This window comes from Pseudoxanthomonas sp. Root630, from assembly GCF_001427585.1.
In the GTDB taxonomy this organism is placed as follows: Bacteria; Pseudomonadota; Gammaproteobacteria; order Xanthomonadales; family Xanthomonadaceae; genus Pseudoxanthomonas_A.
Window position 1 is genome coordinate 170,018 of record NZ_LMGY01000012.1, and the last position, 19,716, is coordinate 189,733.

A 19,716-nucleotide genomic window follows, 5' to 3' on the forward strand; every position below is an offset into this window, starting at 1 on the left:
CCGACTGCGGACCGGGAGCATCCGCAGTCCATACACACGAACGGCACGCAAGCGGGAACGTCTTCGGCCGGCCTTGGGAGGGGTGGCATGGCAACTGTCCAACAGCACGTCGAAACGGTGTTGCGGGTGATCCATTCGGAATCGCCGCACGCCGGTAGCGACGCCAATACCGATCTGATCCACCGTTCGTGGCGCCGTTGCGCCACCGAACATGCACTCGACCCGGCGATGCGCCCGGACGTGCGCATCGAAACCCACTCGCGCCTGCGCGAGTGCCGCCAGCACGTGGAAGAACACCTGCACGTGGCGCGCGCCGGCATGGAGCAGCTGTACAAGCACGTCTCCGACCTCGGTTACGTGCTGCTGCTGACCGATGCGGAGGGCGTCACGCTCGACTTCATCGGCAACGACACCTGGGACGCGCCATTGCGGCGGGCCGGCCTCGCGCTGGGTGCCAACTGGAACGAGATCCACGCGGGCACCAATGGCATCGGCACCTGCATCGCCGAGCAGTCCACGGTGATCTGCGACCGCGAGGACCACTTCTACATCGGCCACATCGGCCTGAGCTGCACCAGCACGCCGCTGTACGATCCCGATGGCGCTTTCATGGGGGCGCTGGACGTCTCCGCGCTGTCGTCGCCCGACCGGCGCGAGAGCCTGCACCTGGCCCGCCACCTGACGGTGCTGCACGCACGGATGATCGAAGACGCCAACTTCATCCGCCAGTTCCGCGCGCACTGGATCCTGCGCCTCGGTACGGTCGGCCCGCTGGTCGATGTCTGTGGCGAGTTGATGCTGGCGGTGGACCGCGATGGCCGCATCGTCGGCGCCAACAGCGGCGCCCGCCAGCAGCTGCGCCTGCTGGAGTCGATCCACATCCGCGACGACGCGCGCGCGCAACTGGTGGGCAACCACCTGACGGGCGTGTTCGGCACGCGGATCGACGACATCTGGCGGCTGACCAAAGGCATCTCGCACGATTCCCGCGGCGTGGTGACCACCTGGGATGGCCAGGGCTACCACGCGTCCATGATCGCGCCCAAGACGGCGCCACGCATGCAGGCGAGCGAGCCCGGCGACCCGGCGCGCGATCCGGTGCAGGACAGCGTCCTGTCGCGGTTGTCCGGGGGCGATCCACGCATGGACCAGTTGCTTGCGCGCGCGGCGCGCCTGGTCGATAAGCCGGTCAGCATCTTCCTGCAGGGCGAGACCGGCACCGGCAAGGAAGTGCTCGCCCGCGCCCTGCACGACGCCAGCCGCCGCGCCGACCGCCCGTTCGTGGCGGTCAACTGCGCCGCGATCCCGGAATCGCTGATCGAGAGCGAGTTGTTCGGCTATGCACCGGGCACGTTCACCGGCGCGCGCAGCAAGGGCATGAAAGGACTGATCCAGCGTTCCGATGGCGGCACCCTGTTCCTCGACGAGATCGGCGACATGCCATTGCCGTTGCAGACCCGGCTGCTGCGCGTGCTGGCGGAACGCGAGGTACTTCCGCTCGGCGCGGACGCCCCCGTGCGCGTGGACCTCAACGTGGTGGCCGCCTCGCACCGCGACCTGCGCCGGCAGATCGTGGCGGGCACCTTCCGCGAAGACCTGTATTACCGCCTGTGCGGCGCCACGTTGGCCCTGCCGGCGCTGCGCGAGCGCGGCGACAAGGCGTTCCTGATCGAACGCATCCTGGAGATGGAAGCGGAGGCGATGGGCGTGCGGGCCGCGATCGACCCGCGCGCCGTGGCGGTGCTGCTGCGCCACGACTGGCCCGGCAACATCCGCGAACTGCGCAATGCCCTGTGCTACGCGTTGTCGATCGCCGATGGCGCCACGGTCGGCATCGACCACTTGCCTCAGGAGGTCTTCGAGGACGACGGATCCGCCGTGCATGCGACGGCGACGGTCATCCCGTTCCCCCGTGAGCCTGCGGCCAGCGACGATGAGCGCGGCGAGCTGCTGGAGGTGCTGCGCCGCAACCGATGGAACATCAGCGAGGCGGCGCGCGACCTGGGTGCGTGCCGTGCGACGGTATACCGACGGATGAAGCGGCTGGACATCGTGTCGCCCACGCAATCCGAGTAGCCATAGCATCCCGCCGCTCCGCGTGGCGGTGGCCATGCGGTCACCCGACGGCCCGTCCTGACGACGGGCCGTCTTCGTTTGCGTCGCCGGCGAGCGTTCCCGCTGCGGTCGAGGTGCGACACCTGTCGCAGGGGGTTGCGACAGATCGTCGCAGGCGGGTGTCGCATGCGCATTGCACTGCCGCATGGAATCCGCCCTTCGCGGCGATGTCGATCGCGCCAAGTCATTGATTCCATGGAATCGCGGGCCGCGCGTCCGTTGCACTGCAACGTGGCACGCGGCTTGCGCTACCTCCTGCGTGGACCTGGAGCGCACGCGCATCGGTGTCCCGGCATCACCGTCGCGGCGCGGACGCAGGTCCGCAGACCCGTCGGTCCATTCACACGGGAGGGAAGCACCACCATGAAGAAAGAGACGATGCGCTCGCTGCCGCGCCTGCTGCCACTTGCGCTGTTGCCGCTGCTGGCGGTCGCGGGAACGGCCAGTGCGCAGACCACGTTCGACGTGATCGGGCCGCGCGAGTACGAGTTGCCGGTCGGTTTCGAGCCGTTCAACGTATTCGTGCAGTACGCCACGTACCAGGACAACGCGCGGATGTTCGACGCCGACGGCGATCGCGTCGATGGTTCCGGCAGCAAGGCCCTGACCGGCCTGTCGAAGTACGTGCGCTTCTGGACGCCGGAGTCGAACAAGAACATCGGCGTGGCCTGGGAAGTGATCGTGCCGGAAGTGGCGATCCGCAACACCGCCGCCGCCGCCGGCGACCGCCACATCAGCGGCATCGGCGATCCGCTGACCGGTTTCGCCATCTGGTACAAGCCGAGCGAGCGCGCGACGCTGGGCTTCCAGTCCTTCGTGCAGATCCCCACCGGCACCGAGCGCGTCAGCGATACCAACTGGAAGAACCTGTCCAGCTTCTTCTGGGATTGGCGGATGGGCGAGAAGTTCGGCTGGACCGGCGATGCGGGTTTCGTCTGGCAGAGCCGCCGCGACAACGGCATCCAGCCGGGCTTGTCGCTGCACACCAACAACCGCTTCGCTTACCGGGCCACGCGGCGCCTGGAGCCCTTCGTCGCGCTCGACGCCGAGCACACCGAAGCCAACGACGGCTTGCCGTCGGGCTGGGCGCTCGATGGCGGCGCCGGCCTGATGATCCACACCTTCGACAACCAGTCGATCACGTTGCGCTATTCCACCTCGCTGGACGGCAAGAACCACAGCGTCAACGACAGTCTCAACCTGAAGTACGCCTACGTCTGGTGACGGACGCGGGAGGCCTGCCGCTCCCCATGGGCGGCAGGCCGGCAAGGACAACGCACGCCTAGGAAACCCCATGACACAGACCTACCAGAACTATATCGATGGCGCCTTCGTCGCCGGCGGCAGCGCGACCATCGACGTCACCAACCCCGCGGATGGACAACTGCTCGCCCGTATTCCCGACAGCGATGCGGCCACCGTCGATGCGGCCGTGTCCGCCGCACGCCGCGCACAACCGGCATGGGAGAAGCGCGCGCCCATCGAGCGCGCAGGCTATCTCCGCCAGATTTCCGCCAAGCTGCGCGAGCACCGCAAGGACCTCGCGTCGGTCATCGTCCGCGAGCAGGGCAAGATCCAGCAGCTGGCGCAGGTCGAAGTCGACTTCACCGCCGACTACATCGACTACATGGCCGAGTGGGCCCGGCGCCTGGAAGGCGAAATCCTCACCAGCGACCGCGCCAACGAGAACATCTTCCTGTTCCGCAAGCCCATCGGCGTGGTGGCGGGCATCCTGCCGTGGAACTTCCCGTTCTTCCTGATCGCCCGCAAGCTGGCGCCCGCCCTGATCACCGGCAACACCATCGTGATCAAGCCCAGCGAAGAAACACCGATCAATGCCTACGAGTTCGCCAAGCTCGTGGCCGAAACGGACCTGCCGAAAGGCGTGTTCAATCTCGTCGGCGGCCTGGGCCGCAGCACGGGACAGGCGCTGGTCGAGCATCCCGAGGTCGACCTGATCACGTTCACCGGCAGCGTGACCACCGGCAGTCGCATCATGCAGACGGCAGGCCGCAACTTGACGCGCGTGAACCTGGAACTCGGCGGCAAGGCGCCTGCGATCGTACTGGCCGATGCCGACCTCGATCTGGCGGCCAAGGCGATCTACGACTCGCGCGTGATCAACACCGGGCAGGTCTGCAACTGCGCCGAGCGCGTCTATGTCGAACGCGGCGCGCACGAAGCGCTGGTGGAGCGGCTGGTGAAGCTGTTCCGCGACACGCAGTACGGTGATCCGTCCGAACGCGACGACCTGCAGATGGGGCCGCTGGTGAACCAGGCCGGCCTGGACAAGGTGTCGGCCGCGGTGGAGCAGGCCAAGCGCGACGGCGCCACCATCGTCACCGGCGGCAAGCCGGCGGACCTGGGCAAGGGCTTCCACTACGAGCCCACCCTGATCGTGGACGCGCGTGCGGACATGGCGATCATGCGCGAAGAGACCTTCGGCCCCGTGCTGCCCATCCAGGTGGTCGACAGCCTCGACGAGGCCATCGCGCTGGCCAACGATTCCGAGTACGGCCTGACCTCCTCGATCTTCACCCGCGACATCAATGCGGCGATCAAGGCGGCGCGCGAGTTGCGCTTCGGCGAGACCTACATCAACCGCGAGCACTTCGAAGCCATGCAGGGCTTCCACGCGGGACGGCGCAAATCGGGCATCGGCGGCGCCGACGGCAAGCACGGCCTGCTCGAGTTCACCGAGACCCATGTGGTCTACCTGCAGACGCCCTGAAGAAGAGAGTCGAATCGATGAGCGAAACGAAAGAACACGCGGGCTGTGCGTGCGCCTGTACGGACCAGCCCGACGACGGCGGGCGCCGCAGCATGCTGACCGGCGCGCTGGCCTTGGCCGCACTCGCGCCCATGGCGATGGTCAGCAGCGCGGCCAGCGCCCAAGCGGCAGCGCCAGCGCCCACGCGCGGCCCGAAACCCGAACCGGGCGACAAGCTGGCCTTCATGATCGGACCCAAGGCGGGCAAGGAAGTGAAGCCCGCGGACATCGAAGTCGGCAAGCCACCGGTGCTCGCGTACCCGATGGATCCGGCCACCGGCAAGGTGCTGATCTCGAAGGCCAACCTGCTGACGGTGGTGCGGTTGAAGCCCGCCGACCTGAAGCCGACCAGTGCGCGCAATGCGGCCGACGGCATCGTCGCGTTCTCGTCGCTGTGCACGCACTACGGCTGCCCCATCACCACGCTGCACCCGAGCCAGACGCAGATCGTCTGCAACTGCCATGGCTCGGTGTTCGACGCGGCCAACCGCGGCGCCGTCACCCAGGGACCGGCGACGCGGCGCCTCGCGATGCTGCCGTTGACGATCAAGGACGGCGCCCTGGTGGTCAGCGGCAAGTTCGACGGCCCGCTCGGCCCGCCAACGACCTGACCTGCACCCCGTTCCAACGTCCACCACCTACACCAACGTTCCACCCGGGAGGAGACCCATGTACCTGAAACTGATCACGGCCGCGCTCGTCGCGTCCCTTGCGTCGGCCCCGCTTGCCGCCGCCGACTACAAACCCGTCACCGACGCCCGCCTGGCGAACCAGGAACCCGCGAACTGGCTGTTGACCAAAGGCAACTACGCCGGCTGGAGCTACAGCGAGCTGGACCAGGTGACCACCGCCAACGTCGCGAAACTGCGGCCGGTGTGGTCGGCGGCCACCGGCGTCAACTCGGGCCATGAAGCCCCGGCGATCGTCAATGGCGACTACATGTTCGTGGCCACGCCGCACAACCAGGTGATCGCCTACGACACGCGGACCGGCAAGGTCCGCTGGAAGTTCGTGCGCGAAGTGCCGGAAGGCCTCGGTGCGCTCCACCGCACCAACCGCGGTGTGTCGCTGTACGGCGACAAGGTCTACGTCGGCAGCATCGACTGCATGCTCAGCGCGCTCGACGCCACCACCGGCAAGCTGGTGTGGGAAGCGCAGGTGTGCGACTGGGAGCAGGACAGCGCCTACATCACGTCCGCGCCGCTGGTGGTGAAGGGCAAGGTGCTGATCGGCCCGTCGGGCGGTGAATTCGGCGTGCGCGGCTTCCTGAAGGCCTTCGATGCGGAAACCGGCAAGCTGGCCTGGACGCGCTACAGCGTGCCGGCGCCGGGCGAAAAAGGATTCGAGACGTGGCCGCAGGACGGCGAGTGGAAGGACGCATGGAAGAACGGCGGCGGCACGATGTGGATGCCGGGCAACTACGACGCCACCAACAACGTCATCTACTGGGGCGTGGGCAACGGCGCGCCGTGGCTGGGCGACCAGCGTCCCGGCGACAACCTGTACCTCGCCTCGGTCCTCGCGCTGGATCCGGAAACGGGCGACATCGTCAGCCACTTCCAGTACCACTGGAACGATTCGTGGGATTGGGCCGGCATGAATGCGCCGACGCTGGTGGAGTTCAACCGCAACGGCAAGAAGGTGTCGGGGCTCATCAGCGCACAGCGCAACGGGCGCCTGTACTGGCTCGATCGCGACGACAAGGGCAACATCAGCTACGCGAAGTCCGAGCCGTACGTGCACAACACGGTGTTCGCCAGCATCGATCCGAAGACCGGCCGGCCGACCTACAACGAGAACGCCAAGCCGGCCACCGGCAAGACGCGCACCTACTGCCCGAGCCTGTGGGGCGGCAAGGACTGGCCCTATGAGGCGTACAACCCGAAGACCGGCATGTTGTACATCCCGTACAACGACAATCACTGCCTGACGCTGACCGGCCTGATCCAGCCGCGCATTCCGGGCCAGTGGTCGGCCGGCGTGGACATCAACCGCCTCGACCTGTCGGTGAAGAAGGGCTTCGACCACATCGGCGGCATCCAGGCATGGAGCGTGGATGGCGGCAAGGAAGTGTGGCGCGAGAAGTACCCGCACTCGTGGAACTGGGGTTCGATCATGACCACGGCGGGCGGCGTGCTGTTCGCCGGCGGCACCAACGACCGGATGTTCCGCGCGTACGACGCCAAGACGGGCAAGCTGCTGTGGGAGTTCCCCACGCCGTCCGGCATCATCGCGCCGCCCAGCACGTTCACCGTCGATGGCAAGCAGTACATCGCGGTGGTGTCCGGCTGGGGCGTGGACGCGCAATGGATCCAGGGCAAGATGCACGACCTGGCGGGTTGGGAGAAGGCCGTGCCCGAAGGCGGCTCGGTGTGGGTGTTCGCGCTCGGCGATTGATCCGCTGGTTCTTCGTTCTCCGGCTTGCGCGATCCCGTACCGGGGTCGCGCAAGATTTTCCGCTCCACAGGAATCCTCCGATGTCATCGACGCATGTGTTCAACCTCCTCATGATCGCGCTGCTGGCGCTGATCCCGCTCAAGGGCTTTGCGAAGACCTGCAATGTCGCCATCGGCAGCAACGATGCGATGCAGTTCGACAAACACGAGATCCGCATCGCCGCCGACTGCACGCAGGTCAAGCTGACGTTGCGGCATACTGGCGCCCTTCCCGCCGAGGTGATGGGCCACAACTGGGTGCTGACCCGCACGGCGGACCTGGAAGCGCTGGCCACGGCGGCGGGAAAACTCCCCGCCGACAGCGACCACGTGCCGAAGGGCGATGCACGCGTGCTGGCCGCCAGCAAGGTGGTCGGCGGCGGCCAGGCCACCACGCTTACCTTCGCCACGTCGGTGCTGCGGAAAGGGGGCGACTACACGTTCTTCTGCTCGGTGCCCGGGCACTGGACCATGATGAAAGGCAAACTGGTGTTCGGATGAAGCTGCGCTCGACCTGCTGGCCCTTGCTCGGAAGCGCGGTACTCGCACCCTGTGCGTTCGCCGCACCCGCCGGTGAGCCCGCGATGCCTGCGGAGACGCTCGATCGCGTGGTGGTGACCGCGACGCGGCTCGAAAACGTCACCGCCTTCGACACGCCCGCCTCGATCGATGTGGTGTCGCTGGGCGACGGCGGCGCGCGCACGCAAGCCGCGTTGTCCGAAGCGCTGGACGGCATCCCGGGCGTGCAGGCGAGAGAACGCCAGAACCTCGCGCAGGATACGCAGCTCTCGATCCGCGGTTTCGGCGCCCGTTCCACCTTCGGCGTGCGCGGCGTGCGCCTGTATGCCGATGGTGTGCCGGCGACGATGCCGGATGGCCAGGGCCAGGTGTCGCACTTCAGCATGCTGGGTGCGGACCGGGTGGAAGTCTTGCGCGGTCCGTTCTCCGCGCTGCATGGCAATTCGTCCGGCGGCGTGGTCCAGGCGTGGAGCGATATCCCCGAAGAAGGGCGCGATGCGCGGCTGCAGGCCAGCGCCGCGAGCCACGACACCTATCTGCTGGGCGCGCGCGTGCGGGGTGCGGGCGATGTGCTGGGCTACAACGTGGCGGCCTCGGTACTCGATACACAGGGCTACCGCGAGCATGCGGCCGCACGCCGCGAGTCATTGAATATCCTGCTGCGCCTCCGTCCCGGCGCCGGCACGCTCGATCTGGTCGCCAATCATTTCGATGCGCCCGATGCGCAGGATCCCCTCGGCCTGACACGCGCGCAGGCATGGCAGGCGCCGCAGCAGGCCTCGCCGGTGGCCACGGTGTTCAATACGCGCAAGTCGGTTTCCCAGGACCAGGTGGGTGCGGTCTATGCGCGCCCCTTCGGCGATGGACACCAGCTGCGGGTGATGGGCTATGGCGGGCAGCGCGACGTGGAGCAGTTCCTCGCGCTACCGGTCGCAGCGCAGGCCAATCCACTGAATTCCGGTGGCGTGATCGACCTGGACAACACCTACGGTGGCGCCGATCTGCGCTGGTCGTGGGAAGGGCAGTTCGCGGGGCGGCCGGTGGAACTCACGGCCGGCCTCAATGCGGACCGGCAGCGGCAACGGCGCCGCGGTTACGAGAACTTCGTCGGTGCCGCGCTGGGCGTACGCGGCGCATTGCGGCGCGACGAACGCAACGAGGTGGAGAACGCGGACCAGTACCTGCAGGCCTGGTGGCGGTTCGCGCCGCGCTGGTCGCTGCTGGCCGGCGCGCGCCGCAGCCGCATCACCTTCACGTCCGAGGATGCCTACGTCACCGCGACCAATCCCGACGACAGCGGACGGGTCACCTACGACCGCGTCATGCCGGTGGCCGGGCTGGTGTTCGCGCCACGCGACGCGCTGCGCGTGTACGCCTCGATCGGCCGCGGCTTCGAAACGCCGACCTTCAACGAACTGGGCTATCGCGCCGATGGCGCCGCCGGCCTGGCGTTCGATCTGCGCCCGGCGGCCAGTCGCAACCTCGAGCTGGGTACGAAGTGGCGGGCCGCGAGTGGGACGACGCTGGACGCCGCGGTGTTCCGCGCCGACACCGACGACGAACTCGCCGTCGCGCGCAATGTCGGCGGACGCAGCAGCTACCGTAACGTCGGCGCCGCAAGACGTCAGGGATTGGAACTGCAGTCGGACGTGCCGCTGGGCGATGCGTGGCAACTCCAGTTCGCTTACACCTGGCTGGACGCGACCTTCCGCGACAGCTTCCCGATCTGTACGGCCGCCGGCTGCACCACGCCCGGCGTGCAGGTCGCCGCGGGCACGCGGATCCCCGGCATTGCACGCCAGCAGGCATCACTGCGGCTGCGCTGGCAGGGTGAACGTTGGCACGCGGCGGCGCAGCTGGTCGGCATGGACGATGTCACCGTCAACGACACCGGCAGCGAGCGCGCGCCTGGCTATGGATTGCTCCACCTGGAAGCGAGTCGCGAGTGGTTGTGGGCGAGCGGTCGCCTGCAGGTATTCACCCGCATCGACAACGCGATGGACCGGTTCCATATCGGCTCGGTGATCGTCAACGAAGGCAACGGCCGTTTCTACGAACCCGGCGCCGGGCGCACGTTCACCGTCGGTGCCCGTTGGCACTGGGCGGCGCCGTGATGCGTCAGTCGAGGCCTCGCGGCAGGTAGACGCTGGCGCGCAGACCGCCTTCGGTGCGATTGGAGAGGTGCACCTCGCCGCCGTGCGCAAGCACGGTGTGCTTCACCGACGCCAGGCCCAGTCCGATCCCACCGGTGCTCCGGTTGCGTGATGCTTCGCCGCGCACGAAGGCCATGAACAACTGTTCCGCCTGCGCCGGATCGATGCCGGGGCCCTCGTCGTCCACGCACAGGCGGTAGCCCTGTCCTTCGGGCGCCAGCGTGATGCGCGCGCGATGCCCGTACTTCAGGGCGTTGTCGACCAGGTTGCCCACCATGCGCCGCAGCGACACGGGGTCGCCCTCCATCGGCGCCGGCGCGCCCGGCTCGGCGTGTACGTCATGACCCATGTCGCGCAGGCTGTCGGCCACGCTTTCGACCAGCAACCGGAGGTCGAGGGGTTCGCGCAGCGGACGGCGGTTCTGGTCGTGGATGAAGGCGAGGGTGGCATCGATCATCTGCGACATCTCGGTGATGTCGGCGCTGGCCTTGGCGCGGCTTTCGTCAGGCAGTGCGTCCAGGCGGAATGCCAGGCGTGCGAGCGGCGTACGCAGGTCGTGTGCGATGGCGCCGGCCATCTCGCTGCGTTCCTGCAGCAGGCGGTCCAGGCGGGCCTGCATGGCGTTGAATGCGGCGGCGGCGCTGGCGAACTCGCTGGGGCCGGTCAACGGCAGCGCCGGTGCGCCGCTTTCGCGACCCATGCGATCGGCCGCGCGGGTGAACTGGCGGATCGGCGCGGCGAGCGCACGCGAGAACCACCACGCCAGGGGCAGCAGCGCGAGCATGCCGGCGAGGAACAGGGTCGCCAGCCGGGTCATGAAGCTCGCGCGATTGCGCGTGTTCTCGACCACGCGCCAGCGTCCGTCGGCCTGTCGGAACGCAGCGACGAAGTCGCCGCGCAGCGGTGCATCCGGTCGCCACGCCGGCGGGAACCGTTGCGTCGACGGGTTGCCTGCGTCTTCCGGTGGGCGCGCGGGCCCGCCCATGGGCGGCGCCTGCATGCCAGTGCCGCCCATCGGGGGTGGTCCGGCAGGCGCGCGCGGTGCCGGCGAGAACGGCTGCGGCCCCTGCAGGTGGTAGAAATGCACGTGTTGCGCGTCGCTGCCGAGCCATTGCGCGAGCAGGTCGCGCAGGAAGGGCGACGCACGGTAGCGCGCCGGGTCCGGCATGGGCGGCTGCTCGGCGTCGTAGACCTTCAGGTCCGGGCCGGTGGCGGGCATGCGCGACGACAGCAACGCCGTCAGTTCGCTGAAGGCGATGCCGTCGACCGGCGGGCGATACAGCAGCACCGCCATGCCGATCGCATACGCCACCGCGAGCGCCGCCAGCAGCAGCAGGAACGTCCGCGCGAACAGCGGCATGCGGCGCAGGCGTGCGCTCATCGGCGCACCACCGATGGCAGCAGCATGTAGCCTTCGTTGCGGATCGTCCGGATCATGTCCGGGCCGCCGCGCTCGCTGAGCTTGCGGCGCAAGCGGCTCACCTGGCTGTCGATGGCGCGGTCGTAGACGTCGACGTTGTGGCCGCGCGCATAGTCCAGCAACTGGTCGCGGCTCAGGACCCGCTGCGGGTGCTCCACGAAGGTGCGCAGCAGGGTGAACTCGCCATCGGACAGCACGATGTGCATGCCCGTCGGGTCGCGCAGCTCCCGCCGCGCGACGTCCAGGCTCCAGCCATCGAAGCGGTATCGCATCCCGTCCGGCGACGCAGGCTCGCCCTCCGCGGCGGGCGGATTGCGCCGCAGCAGCGCCCGCACGCGTGCGAGCAGCTCGCGTGGATTGCACGGTTTGGCGAGATAGTCGTCGGCACCGACTTCCAGGCCGATGATGCGGTCGGTGTCGGTGCCGAGCGCGCTCAGCATGATGACGGGCGGGCCACCCTCGCTCGCCAGGCGGCGTGCCGCCGAGAGGCCATCCTCGCCCGGCATCATCACGTCGAGCACCACCAGGTCCGGTCGTCGGCGCGCGATCGCCTCGCGCATCGCCGCGACGTCGGCCGCCACCTCCACGCGATAGCCGTGGTCGCGCAGGAAGTCGCCGATCAGGGTGCGCAGTTCGGGGTCGTCGTCGACCACCAGGATGTGGGAACTCAGGTCCATCGTGCAGCGTCGCAGGCGGCGTCCATGGGAAGTATGCGGCATCCCGGAACCGGCCCCGCCGCGAAAAAGATGCCGCCACGTGGCGTGGCGGCAAGGATTTCCGGGGATTGAGGACACGGTTGGTCTGTCGCCAACACCCGGGCAGCCTGCCCGGCGCACGTGGCGTGCGTGTGTCGGCACGTGGCGACGTGTGTCGCCGCCCGGGCCGCGCGATGACATGGGCGGGCAAATGCGCGCGACATCGCGCGCGCAGGCTCGACGCTCCCCCGCACACCGGTGCCCGCCATGCCCGTTCCCTCCCTGCACCTGCTCACCCGCGACAATGGGGTTGGCCTCAGTCGTGACCTCCGGCTGATGGCGGAGGGCCTGGCGCACGCCGGCCTGGACTGCGAACGGATCGCGTTCGGGGCGGGGGGGCGTTCCGGCAAGACGATGGAGCTGGACCTGTGGGCACGCCGCTTGCGGCATGGCCGGGCCGATGTGCAGGTCTTCCTGGAGCGCATCTATCCGCGCTGCCTGCCGTTGTCGAAGCGCAACATGCTGGTGCCGAATCCCGAGTGGCTGCTCGACAAGTGGCAGCCGCTGCTGCCGCGATTCGACCTGATCCTCTGCAAGACCCGGCACGCGCAGCGCCTCTTCGAGGCGCGCGGATGTCCCACCGCGTACATCGGCTTCACCAGCGACGACCGCCGCGACGTCTCCGTGCCGCGCGAGCGTGCGTTCTTCCATCTCGCCGGCAGCAGTGCGGCCAAGGGCACCGAGGTGCTGCTGGCGGCATGGCGCCGGCACCCGGAATGGCCGCGGTTGACGATCGTGCAGGCCGAGCGCCATGCGCGTCGCGGTCCGGCCGCGCCGAACATCGAGCACCACGTCGGGTATCTGGACGACAGCGCACTGCGCTGGTTGCAGAACCGGCACGTATTCCACCTCTGCCCGTCGGAAGTGGAGGGGTACGGACACCATCTGGTCGAAGCGATGAGCGTGGGGGCCGTGGTCCTGGCCACCGACGCGGCGCCGATGAACGAGCATGTCACCCCCGATCGCGGCGTGCTGATCGAGGCCCTGCCTGGACGGCGGCAGGGATTGGCGACGACCCACGACGTCACCATCGAGGCGATCGAGCGCGCCGTCGACTATGCGCTGTGCCTGACTGGATGGCAGCGTGCGGCGATGGGCGAGGCGGCGCGCACGTACTACCTGGCCAGCCGTCGCACGTTCCACGCGCGTGTCCAGGCACTCGCGCCCATGCTGCTGGGCGAGGCGCCGCCGCGGGTGGCGGCCGGATGCGCACCGTGAACGCGCGCCGCATGCAGCAGCACGCCTGCCTGGCCGACGCCCTGCGCGAAGCCGCGGGTACAGCGCCCACGGGCCACGTCCGTCGCCGCGTGTTCATCGTGGGGTGCCCGCGATCCGGCACGACGCTGCTGCAGTCGCTGCTGCATGCGCATCGCCAGATCCGCTCCCTGCCGGAAACGCACTTCCTTCCGCTGTTGCTGGGCAGCGAGGAGCATCGGCGCTGCGACGCGGACCGCCCCCGCGCGCCTGTCGCCCGGCTGCGGCGTTGGCGCCGCGACCTGTTCGCGCGCTGGTCGCTGGTCGAACCGCGCCGCGCTGCGCGGGCATGGTCGTTCCTGCGCAGCCTCGAGCTTCCCGCCCACATGCCAGGGCAGGGACGATGGCGGCTGGGCCCGCAGCTGCGCGCGTTCGTACACACGCTGGATGCGCACGCGCTGGCGATGCACAAGCCGATCTGGGTCGAGAAGACGCCCGACCACCTGTTCTACATCGACCACTTGAGCGCCGCCGTGGACGATGCGCGTTTCATCCATGTGCAGCGCGAAGGGCGGCAGGTGGTGGGCTCGCTCTACCGTGCGGCACGCGAACATCCCGGGTGGCGCCCCTTCCTCTCGCTGGAGAAATGCGTGGACCGCTGGGAGACCGCCTGGCGGGAAAGCGAGCGTTGGCGCGGCGACGCGCGCCACCTGCATGTGAGCCACGACGCGTTGGTGCGTGCGCCGGGCGAGACGCTGGCGCGGGTGCTGGCGTTCCTGGGGTGCGATGCCGACGACACGCTGTGGTCGCGCTATCGCTCGATGGCGAACGGCCTCATCCGTGCCGACGAGCCGTGGAAAGCCGGCAACCTGCAACCCTTGCGCGCGCGCGATGCCTTCGGCGACGTGCTCGACGCGTCGCAACGGGATTGGGTCGAGTCCGCGCTCGCCACGCGCGCCGCCTCGCGCACGGTGGCGCATGCGCCAGCATCGACCGCGACGCGGCTGACACACACCGGCATTCGCGTGCCACACGCATGAACCAAGCTGCACGCCTGTTCCGCCCGGCATGGCGGGGACGGCGCGGAACCAACCTCTCCCACGTTCCGTCCCGTCCCCCCGTGCCGGCCTTGTCGTCGTCCGTTGGCCATTCTCCTGCGAGGAAATCGCGTGCCGCACGTTCCCCTGTTTCGAGGTCTCTTCCTGCTGCTGGTCGTCGGCAGCCTGGCCGCCTGTTGCACCCGGCCCCTCGGCGCCCATCGCCCACCGCCGCCGTTCGGGGCCGGCGGGCCACCGCCGCATCCGCGTGGACACGACGAGCGCCCGCTTCCGCCGCCGGGTATCGAGGACGCGATATCGGCATGCGCGGATGAGCTCGATCTTCCGCCGCCGCCCTCCGCGGAAGACGATGAACGCCCGGAGCTCACCGAAGAGCAGCATGCGTTGCTGGGTGCCTGCCTCGAAGAGGCCGGCTATCCGCCACCGCCCATGGGCCCGCCGGGCGATCGGGATGAGCCGGTATGATGCTTCGATGATTCCGATGCAGGGACACCACCATTGCGGACGCATGCTGATGCGCGTGCGTGCGATCTGAGCAAGTCCGGCGCGCGTGGCCGATGTCGGTATCGGCCAGCGAGGCGCGCGACAGGCTGATCGCGGGCGCCACCAGTCTGTTGGTGGTGGCCATCGCGCTGCGCGTCCTGATGCTGCAACCATCGACCGTGCATGCGGAGGCGTCAGACCCTCCGTTGCGCGTGCGCTTCATCGACCGTGCCGCAAGTGCGCGGATCGAGCCGGCGCATCCGGCGGACGGGAGGCGCGCAGCGCATGCGGACACGTCGTCGAACGCGCCTGCCGCATCGACCACGACGACCCGCGCAACGGCACAGACGCTGCCGCGCCCGCACGTGTACGAGCGCGATGGCCGGCTGCGCGTGTCCGACAGCATCGGTGCATTGCCGCCTGCTCCGAACCTTCCGCCGGGGAGTGCGCCCGATACGCGCCGCGCGGAAGCACGCGGCCCATTCGATCGCGTCAACCCCGTCGATTACAGGGAGACGCGCTTCGACCGCGCGTGGCGAGGAAAGGGCACGGCCGGCGACAGCGCGCTGGAGGATGCGCACGGCATGGTGACGGGATCAGTGACCATCCCGCTGGGAACGCGCGACCAGCCCGCGCGGGCGCGGCCACCGCCGGCCGTGCGCTTCAATCCCGGGTTGCACGAAAGGACGGCGGACCTGGGCAGCGAGGCCACTGGCGATGCCTACAAGGCAGCGCCCATCGCAGAAGAACCGGCGCCGGGACTCGACGGGGCCGCGAGCCGCGCGATCCGCGGGCAACTGGCGGTGCTGGGCCGGGACTTCGCCCACTGCCAGGCGTCGCTCTTCGCCGAGTTCGCGAAGCCCGTGCGCCTGCACCTGTCGCAGCTGGAAGGCATCGAGTATGCCTTCGCCCACGGCGCCGATCCCGTGCGTGCGGAGCATCTGTTGCCGCGCGAAGCGGACATGGCCTACACACTGGCGCGCCGTGCCCTGTGGCATGCGCGACAGAAGCTGTCCACCTGCAACCGATGAGTCTGCGTCGCCGTCAGGGCGACGCAGTGCGTGCGCCACGAACCGATGCCACGTGCCGCATGATGTCCACGAACGGCGCCACCCAGTACACGTCGGGATGGGCCGCCAGGTGCCGCAGCAAGGCCTCGTGCGCATCGTTCGACACCGCCAGGTAGTCGCCGCCGATGCCGTGGAAGGTGAAGTTGGCCATCGTGCCCTGGCGGGCGGCTTCTTCCACGCGCGCAATCAGCTGTTCGCCGGTGACGTCCACCGGGACATCGACCGGCACGGCCGAGGCATCGAGCGCGGCCATGTCCGCCACCACGCCGCCCTGGCCCCGTTTGATGCCGACGAACTCGGGCGCCACCGCCGCCACGTAGTCGCCATCGCGTGCGCGTGTGTCGCCACAGGGCACGGTCATCGTGCGGTCGCTGCGTCCGTCGAGAGCGGCAAGCATCACGTTGGCCAGGCGCACCTGGTCGGCCATCTGCGCGACGGTGGTCGTGTCGAGGTCGCGATGGGGCGGTACCCATGCCCGGTCCGGCAACGACGACGAGCATTGATGGAACAGGCTGTGGTTGCCGAGCTCATGCCCGTGGCGCGCCGCGTCCACCCAGGCCTGCCGGCGCGTGCGCAGCGTGTCCGACGCCAGCGTCAGATAGAAGCTGCCCTTCAGGCCATGCCGGTCCAGCGCCGGGATCGCATGGTCCAGCTGCGAGGGCAGCGCGTCGTCGTAGGCGAGGCTGACGGCGGCGCGCTTGCCGCCGGGCCAGGCGAAGGGTTCCGCGGCGAGCGCGTGGGTCGCCACCAGCAACAGGGCCAGGGGCAGCCGACGCGTCGGACGCAGGGACCGTGGCACGGCGTCAGTTCACCAGTGTCTGGATCGCGCGCGCCGGGATCGTCACGACGGTGGAGGCCTGGCCGACGTAGAAGTTGTACGCGATCTCCTTGTCGGTCGGATTCATCACCACCGTCGCCAGGCGCCCGTCCGGGTTCACGAAGGACGTCGCCAGCAGGGTGCTGCGGCTGGTGGCGGTGCTGACGCGACGCGCCTCGGGGCGGATGAACTTCGAGAAGTGGCCGATGTAGTAATAGCTCGGCGTGTAGACCAGCTCACCCGTGCGCGTGTCGGCGTGCAGCGGTGCGAAGCAGAAGTTGCCCACGTGGTTGGGGCCGCCCTTCTCGTCCAGCAGCATGTTCCAGTCGGTCCAGCCCACGGCGCCGTTGTTGAAGTCGTTGATCATCGACGTGCCGTAGCGCTCCGCATTCGGCCAGTACTGGTAGCGCGCAGGGTCGAATTTCTCCACCGCGGCTTCGGTCAGCAGTACGGGTTTGTCGGGGAAGGCATCGGTTACCGCGGCGACGTTGCGGAACATCGGGTCGAAGCCCGCCCACGTCTCGTACCAGTGGAAGCCCAGGCCCCAGGCGTACTTCGCCGCCTCGGGATCGCCCAGGATCACCTGCGCGCGGTACAGCATCATGTCGCGGTTGTGGTCCCACACGATGATCTTCTTGTCGGCGAAACCCGCCTTGTGCATCGTCGGGCCGAGGTAGTCCTTGAGGAAGTCGCGCTCCTCTTCCGCCGTGTAGAGCATCGACTCCCAGGTCTGGGTGGCCATGGGCTCGTTCTGCACCGTGATGCCCCAGACCGGGATGCCTTCCTTCTCGTAGGCCTGGATGAACTTGACGAAGTAGTTCGCCCACGCCTGGCGGTACTCGGGCAGCAGCGCCCCGCCGCGCAGCATGTGCTTGTTGGTCTTCATGAAGGCCGGCGCGCTCCACGGGCTGGCGAACAACGGCAGTTCGCCGCCCGCGGCCGCGATCGCCTGCTTGATCATCGGAATGCGCGCCTGGCGGTCGTGGTCGACCGAGAACGAGGCCAGCGCCTTGTCGCCTTCCTTGACGTAGGTGTAGCTGGCGGAGCTGAAATCCGAACTGTGGATGGTCGTGCGGGCCAGCGAGTAGCCGATGCCGGCCTCTTTGTCGTAGTAGGCGCGCATGAACTCCGCGCGCTTCTCGGGCGACAGGGTGGCGTAGACCTCGGCGGTGGAGTCGGTGATCGCGCCGCCGATGCCCAGCATCGACTGGAAGCGCTTCGTTGGATCGACGAAGACGGAGTTCTCGACCTCCGTCAGGGTGTGGCCGGCCTTCAGCGTGGCGGTGCCGGTCTGGCTGAGCCGCTGCGCGGTGTCCTGCGCGGTGGTGTAGATCGTGACGGTGGCAGAGCTCGGCATGGCGGTTTCCCGGGGTTGCGCGGCATCGGCATGCGCCAGGCCGGCGGCCATCGCCACGCCGAGCGCGACGGCGGCGAACAAGCGGGTGGAATGCATCGTGGTGCCTCTCGAGGATGGGTGCGGTGGCGATCGGCCGCAGCCGGACGCACGGTAGTTGACAGCGCTGTCATACCGTTGGTACACCTTGGTGTCAACCGCATGGGGTTCGCGGCGGTGGAACGCGCGATGCAGTGCGCATCGCGATGCCGCCACATCGCAATCATGTGCTGCTGTGCAACAACGATTTGCGTGCATCGCGCGCGCGGGTCGTGTCGTCGGGGAGCCGCCGCAGCGTGCCGATGCGCGCCGCGGTATCCAGGGAATGGGCGTCGCTGTCAGAATCCGGGGTCTTGCCAGGAGGATGTGCGGAGTGGAGCGGGAGCAGCCGAATGCGTAGTCGGATCGAGGACGTGGCCGCCGCCGCAGGCGTGTCCATGAAGACGGTGTCGCGCGTGCTCAACAATGAGCCCAACGTGCGGGATGAAATGCGCCAACGCGTCATGAAGGCGGTCGAGCAGTTGCAGTACCGGCCCAACCTGTCGGCGCGCAGCCTTGCCGGGCAGCGCTCCTACGTCATCGCGCTGGTCTACAACAACCCGTCGCGCAACTACCTGATGGAAATCCAGAGCGGCATGCTGGATGCCTGCCGCGACAACCACTACAACCTGGTGCTCGCGCCCGTGGGATCGGCCAAGCAACGCAAGGCGGAGGACCTGAAGGTCGTGTTCGAGCACTTCGCCCCCGATGGCGTCGTGCTGATCCCGCCGCTCACCGACGACCCCGCGGTGTTGGAGTTCCTCGAGCAGCACGACGTCCCCTTCGCGTGCATCGCCCCCAAGCATCCGCAGGACCGCATCGGTGTGTCGATGGACGAGACCGCGGCCGTGCTCGAGCTGATGGCGGGGCTGGTCGCGCAGGGCCATCGGCGCATCGCCCATATCAAGGGTCCTCCCGCGCACGGCGCATGCCAGTGGCGCTTCAAGGGCTACCGCGAAGCGCTGCGCAAGGCCGGGCTCGATTTCGACGAGGACCTCGTGGTGCAGGGCGCGTTCTCGTTCGAATCGGGGATCGAGGCCGGCAACCGCTTGCTCGACCTGAAGCGCCCGCCCACGGCGATCTTCGCGGCCAACGACGACATGGCGGCCGGCGTGATCCGCGCCGCCTGCGAGCGCGGCCTGGCCGTGCCCCGCGACATCTCGGTGTGCGGGTTCGACGACACGCCGATCGCGCGCCACATCTATCCCGCGCTCACCACGGTGCGCCAGCCCACGTCCGAGATGGGGCGCTTGGCCACGCTGCAACTGTTGGCCCGCATCCGCGCTGCGGAAGCCGGCGGCATGGTGCATGTCGAGCACGAAGTGGTGTTCCGCGAGTCGACCCAGGCGCCCACGCGGCGCTGACGGCGTAGAAGCGTTTCCTCCCGGTCGATCGCGGTCACCGCGAGGCGATGCCGCGCGCGCGCGGCGCATCCGATCGCCATACCAATCGAAAACCTTCCACCCGGGAGGGCGACAAATTTCTTCCATTCGAT

General features: G+C 68.6%; 16 protein-coding genes. 12 read left to right on the top strand and 4 right to left on the bottom strand.

The window, feature by feature from the left end:
• The first annotated feature begins 87 nt into the window (after positions 1-87).
• The 7 genes from ASD72_RS06970 to ASD72_RS07000 all read left to right on the top strand — a co-directional run bounded on the left by ASD72_RS06970 (position 88) and on the right by ASD72_RS07000 (position 9,953).
• On the top strand, positions 88-2,076 hold the full coding sequence (locus ASD72_RS06970) for a sigma-54-dependent Fis family transcriptional regulator (protein WP_056879213.1): 1,989 nt from the start codon (positions 88-90) through the stop codon (positions 2,074-2,076).
• A 402-nt stretch (positions 2,077-2,478) separates the two neighbouring features.
• Positions 2,479-3,339, top strand: a complete 861-nt coding sequence (locus tag ASD72_RS06975; protein ID WP_056879214.1) for a transporter — start codon at positions 2,479-2,481, stop codon at positions 3,337-3,339.
• A 70-nt stretch (positions 3,340-3,409) separates the two neighbouring features.
• Positions 3,410-4,846, top strand: a complete 1,437-nt coding sequence (gene aldA / locus ASD72_RS06980) for an aldehyde dehydrogenase (RefSeq protein ID WP_056879215.1) — start codon at positions 3,410-3,412, stop codon at positions 4,844-4,846.
• A 17-nt stretch (positions 4,847-4,863) separates the two neighbouring features.
• Positions 4,864-5,496 (top strand): Rieske (2Fe-2S) protein, encoded by a 633-nt coding sequence (locus ASD72_RS06985; RefSeq protein WP_056879216.1) that lies wholly within the window; start codon positions 4,864-4,866, stop codon positions 5,494-5,496.
• A gap of 58 nt (positions 5,497-5,554) precedes the next feature.
• Positions 5,555-7,282, top strand: coding sequence for a PQQ-dependent dehydrogenase, methanol/ethanol family (locus tag ASD72_RS06990; RefSeq protein ID WP_056879217.1), 1,728 nt, complete (start codon positions 5,555-5,557; stop codon positions 7,280-7,282).
• An 80-nt stretch (positions 7,283-7,362) separates the two neighbouring features.
• The gene (gene azu / locus ASD72_RS06995; protein ID WP_056879218.1) at positions 7,363-7,821 is read left to right on the top strand and encodes an azurin; all 459 of its coding nucleotides are present in this window, start codon (positions 7,363-7,365) and stop codon (positions 7,819-7,821) included.
• Positions 7,818-9,953 (top strand): TonB-dependent receptor, encoded by a 2,136-nt coding sequence (locus ASD72_RS07000; RefSeq protein WP_056879219.1) that lies wholly within the window; start codon positions 7,818-7,820, stop codon positions 9,951-9,953. Before azu ends, ASD72_RS07000 begins: the two co-directional genes overlap by 4 nt.
• A gap of 4 nt (positions 9,954-9,957) precedes the next feature.
• Here ASD72_RS07000 and ASD72_RS07005 read toward each other — a convergent pair whose 3' ends face one another.
• Both ASD72_RS07005 and ASD72_RS07010 read right to left on the bottom strand, forming a co-directional pair.
• On the bottom strand, positions 9,958-11,373 hold the full coding sequence (locus tag ASD72_RS07005; RefSeq protein ID WP_056879220.1) for an ATP-binding protein: 1,416 nt from the start codon (positions 11,371-11,373) through the stop codon (positions 9,958-9,960).
• Positions 11,370-12,089 (bottom strand): response regulator, encoded by a 720-nt coding sequence (locus ASD72_RS07010; protein WP_056879221.1) that lies wholly within the window; start codon positions 12,087-12,089, stop codon positions 11,370-11,372. Before ASD72_RS07010 ends, ASD72_RS07005 begins: the two co-directional genes overlap by 4 nt.
• A gap of 285 nt (positions 12,090-12,374) precedes the next feature.
• On the opposite strand from ASD72_RS07010, the gene ASD72_RS07015 reads away from it, so the two are divergent.
• The 4 genes from ASD72_RS07015 (at position 12,375) to ASD72_RS07030 (ending at position 15,933) form a co-directional block, all read left to right on the top strand.
• Positions 12,375-13,385 carry a glycosyltransferase gene (locus ASD72_RS07015; protein ID WP_056879222.1) on the top strand — a complete coding sequence of 337 codons (1,011 nt, stop codon included), beginning with the start codon at positions 12,375-12,377 and terminating at the stop codon, positions 13,383-13,385.
• Positions 13,382-14,401 carry a sulfotransferase gene (locus ASD72_RS07020; RefSeq protein WP_162250358.1) on the top strand — a complete coding sequence of 340 codons (1,020 nt, stop codon included), beginning with the start codon at positions 13,382-13,384 and terminating at the stop codon, positions 14,399-14,401. The genes ASD72_RS07015 and ASD72_RS07020 overlap by 4 nt, the downstream gene beginning before the upstream one ends.
• 129 nt (positions 14,402-14,530) lie before the next feature.
• Entirely contained in the window at positions 14,531-14,884 is a 354-nt protein-coding gene (locus ASD72_RS07025; protein ID WP_056879224.1) for a hypothetical protein, read from the top strand.
• A gap of 59 nt (positions 14,885-14,943) precedes the next feature.
• Positions 14,944-15,933 (top strand): hypothetical protein, encoded by a 990-nt coding sequence (locus tag ASD72_RS07030; RefSeq protein ID WP_155944519.1) that lies wholly within the window; start codon positions 14,944-14,946, stop codon positions 15,931-15,933.
• Between the two features lie 13 nt (positions 15,934-15,946).
• On the opposite strand, the gene ASD72_RS07035 is transcribed toward ASD72_RS07030, so the two are convergent.
• Positions 15,947-16,771 carry a polysaccharide deacetylase family protein gene (locus tag ASD72_RS07035; protein ID WP_235577962.1) on the bottom strand — a complete coding sequence of 275 codons (825 nt, stop codon included), beginning with the start codon at positions 16,769-16,771 and terminating at the stop codon, positions 15,947-15,949.
• 4 nt (positions 16,772-16,775) lie between these two features.
• On the bottom strand, positions 16,776-18,146 hold the full coding sequence (locus ASD72_RS07040) for a glycoside hydrolase family 30 protein (RefSeq protein ID WP_081420264.1): 1,371 nt from the start codon (positions 18,144-18,146) through the stop codon (positions 16,776-16,778).
• A 428-nt stretch (positions 18,147-18,574) separates the two neighbouring features.
• Between ASD72_RS07040 and ASD72_RS07045 the strand changes: the two genes are divergently transcribed.
• A complete protein-coding gene (locus ASD72_RS07045) occupies positions 18,575-19,585 on the top strand; it encodes a LacI family DNA-binding transcriptional regulator (protein WP_056879227.1) in 1,011 nt (336 codons plus the stop codon).
• Positions 19,586-19,716: the final 131 nt, after the last annotated feature.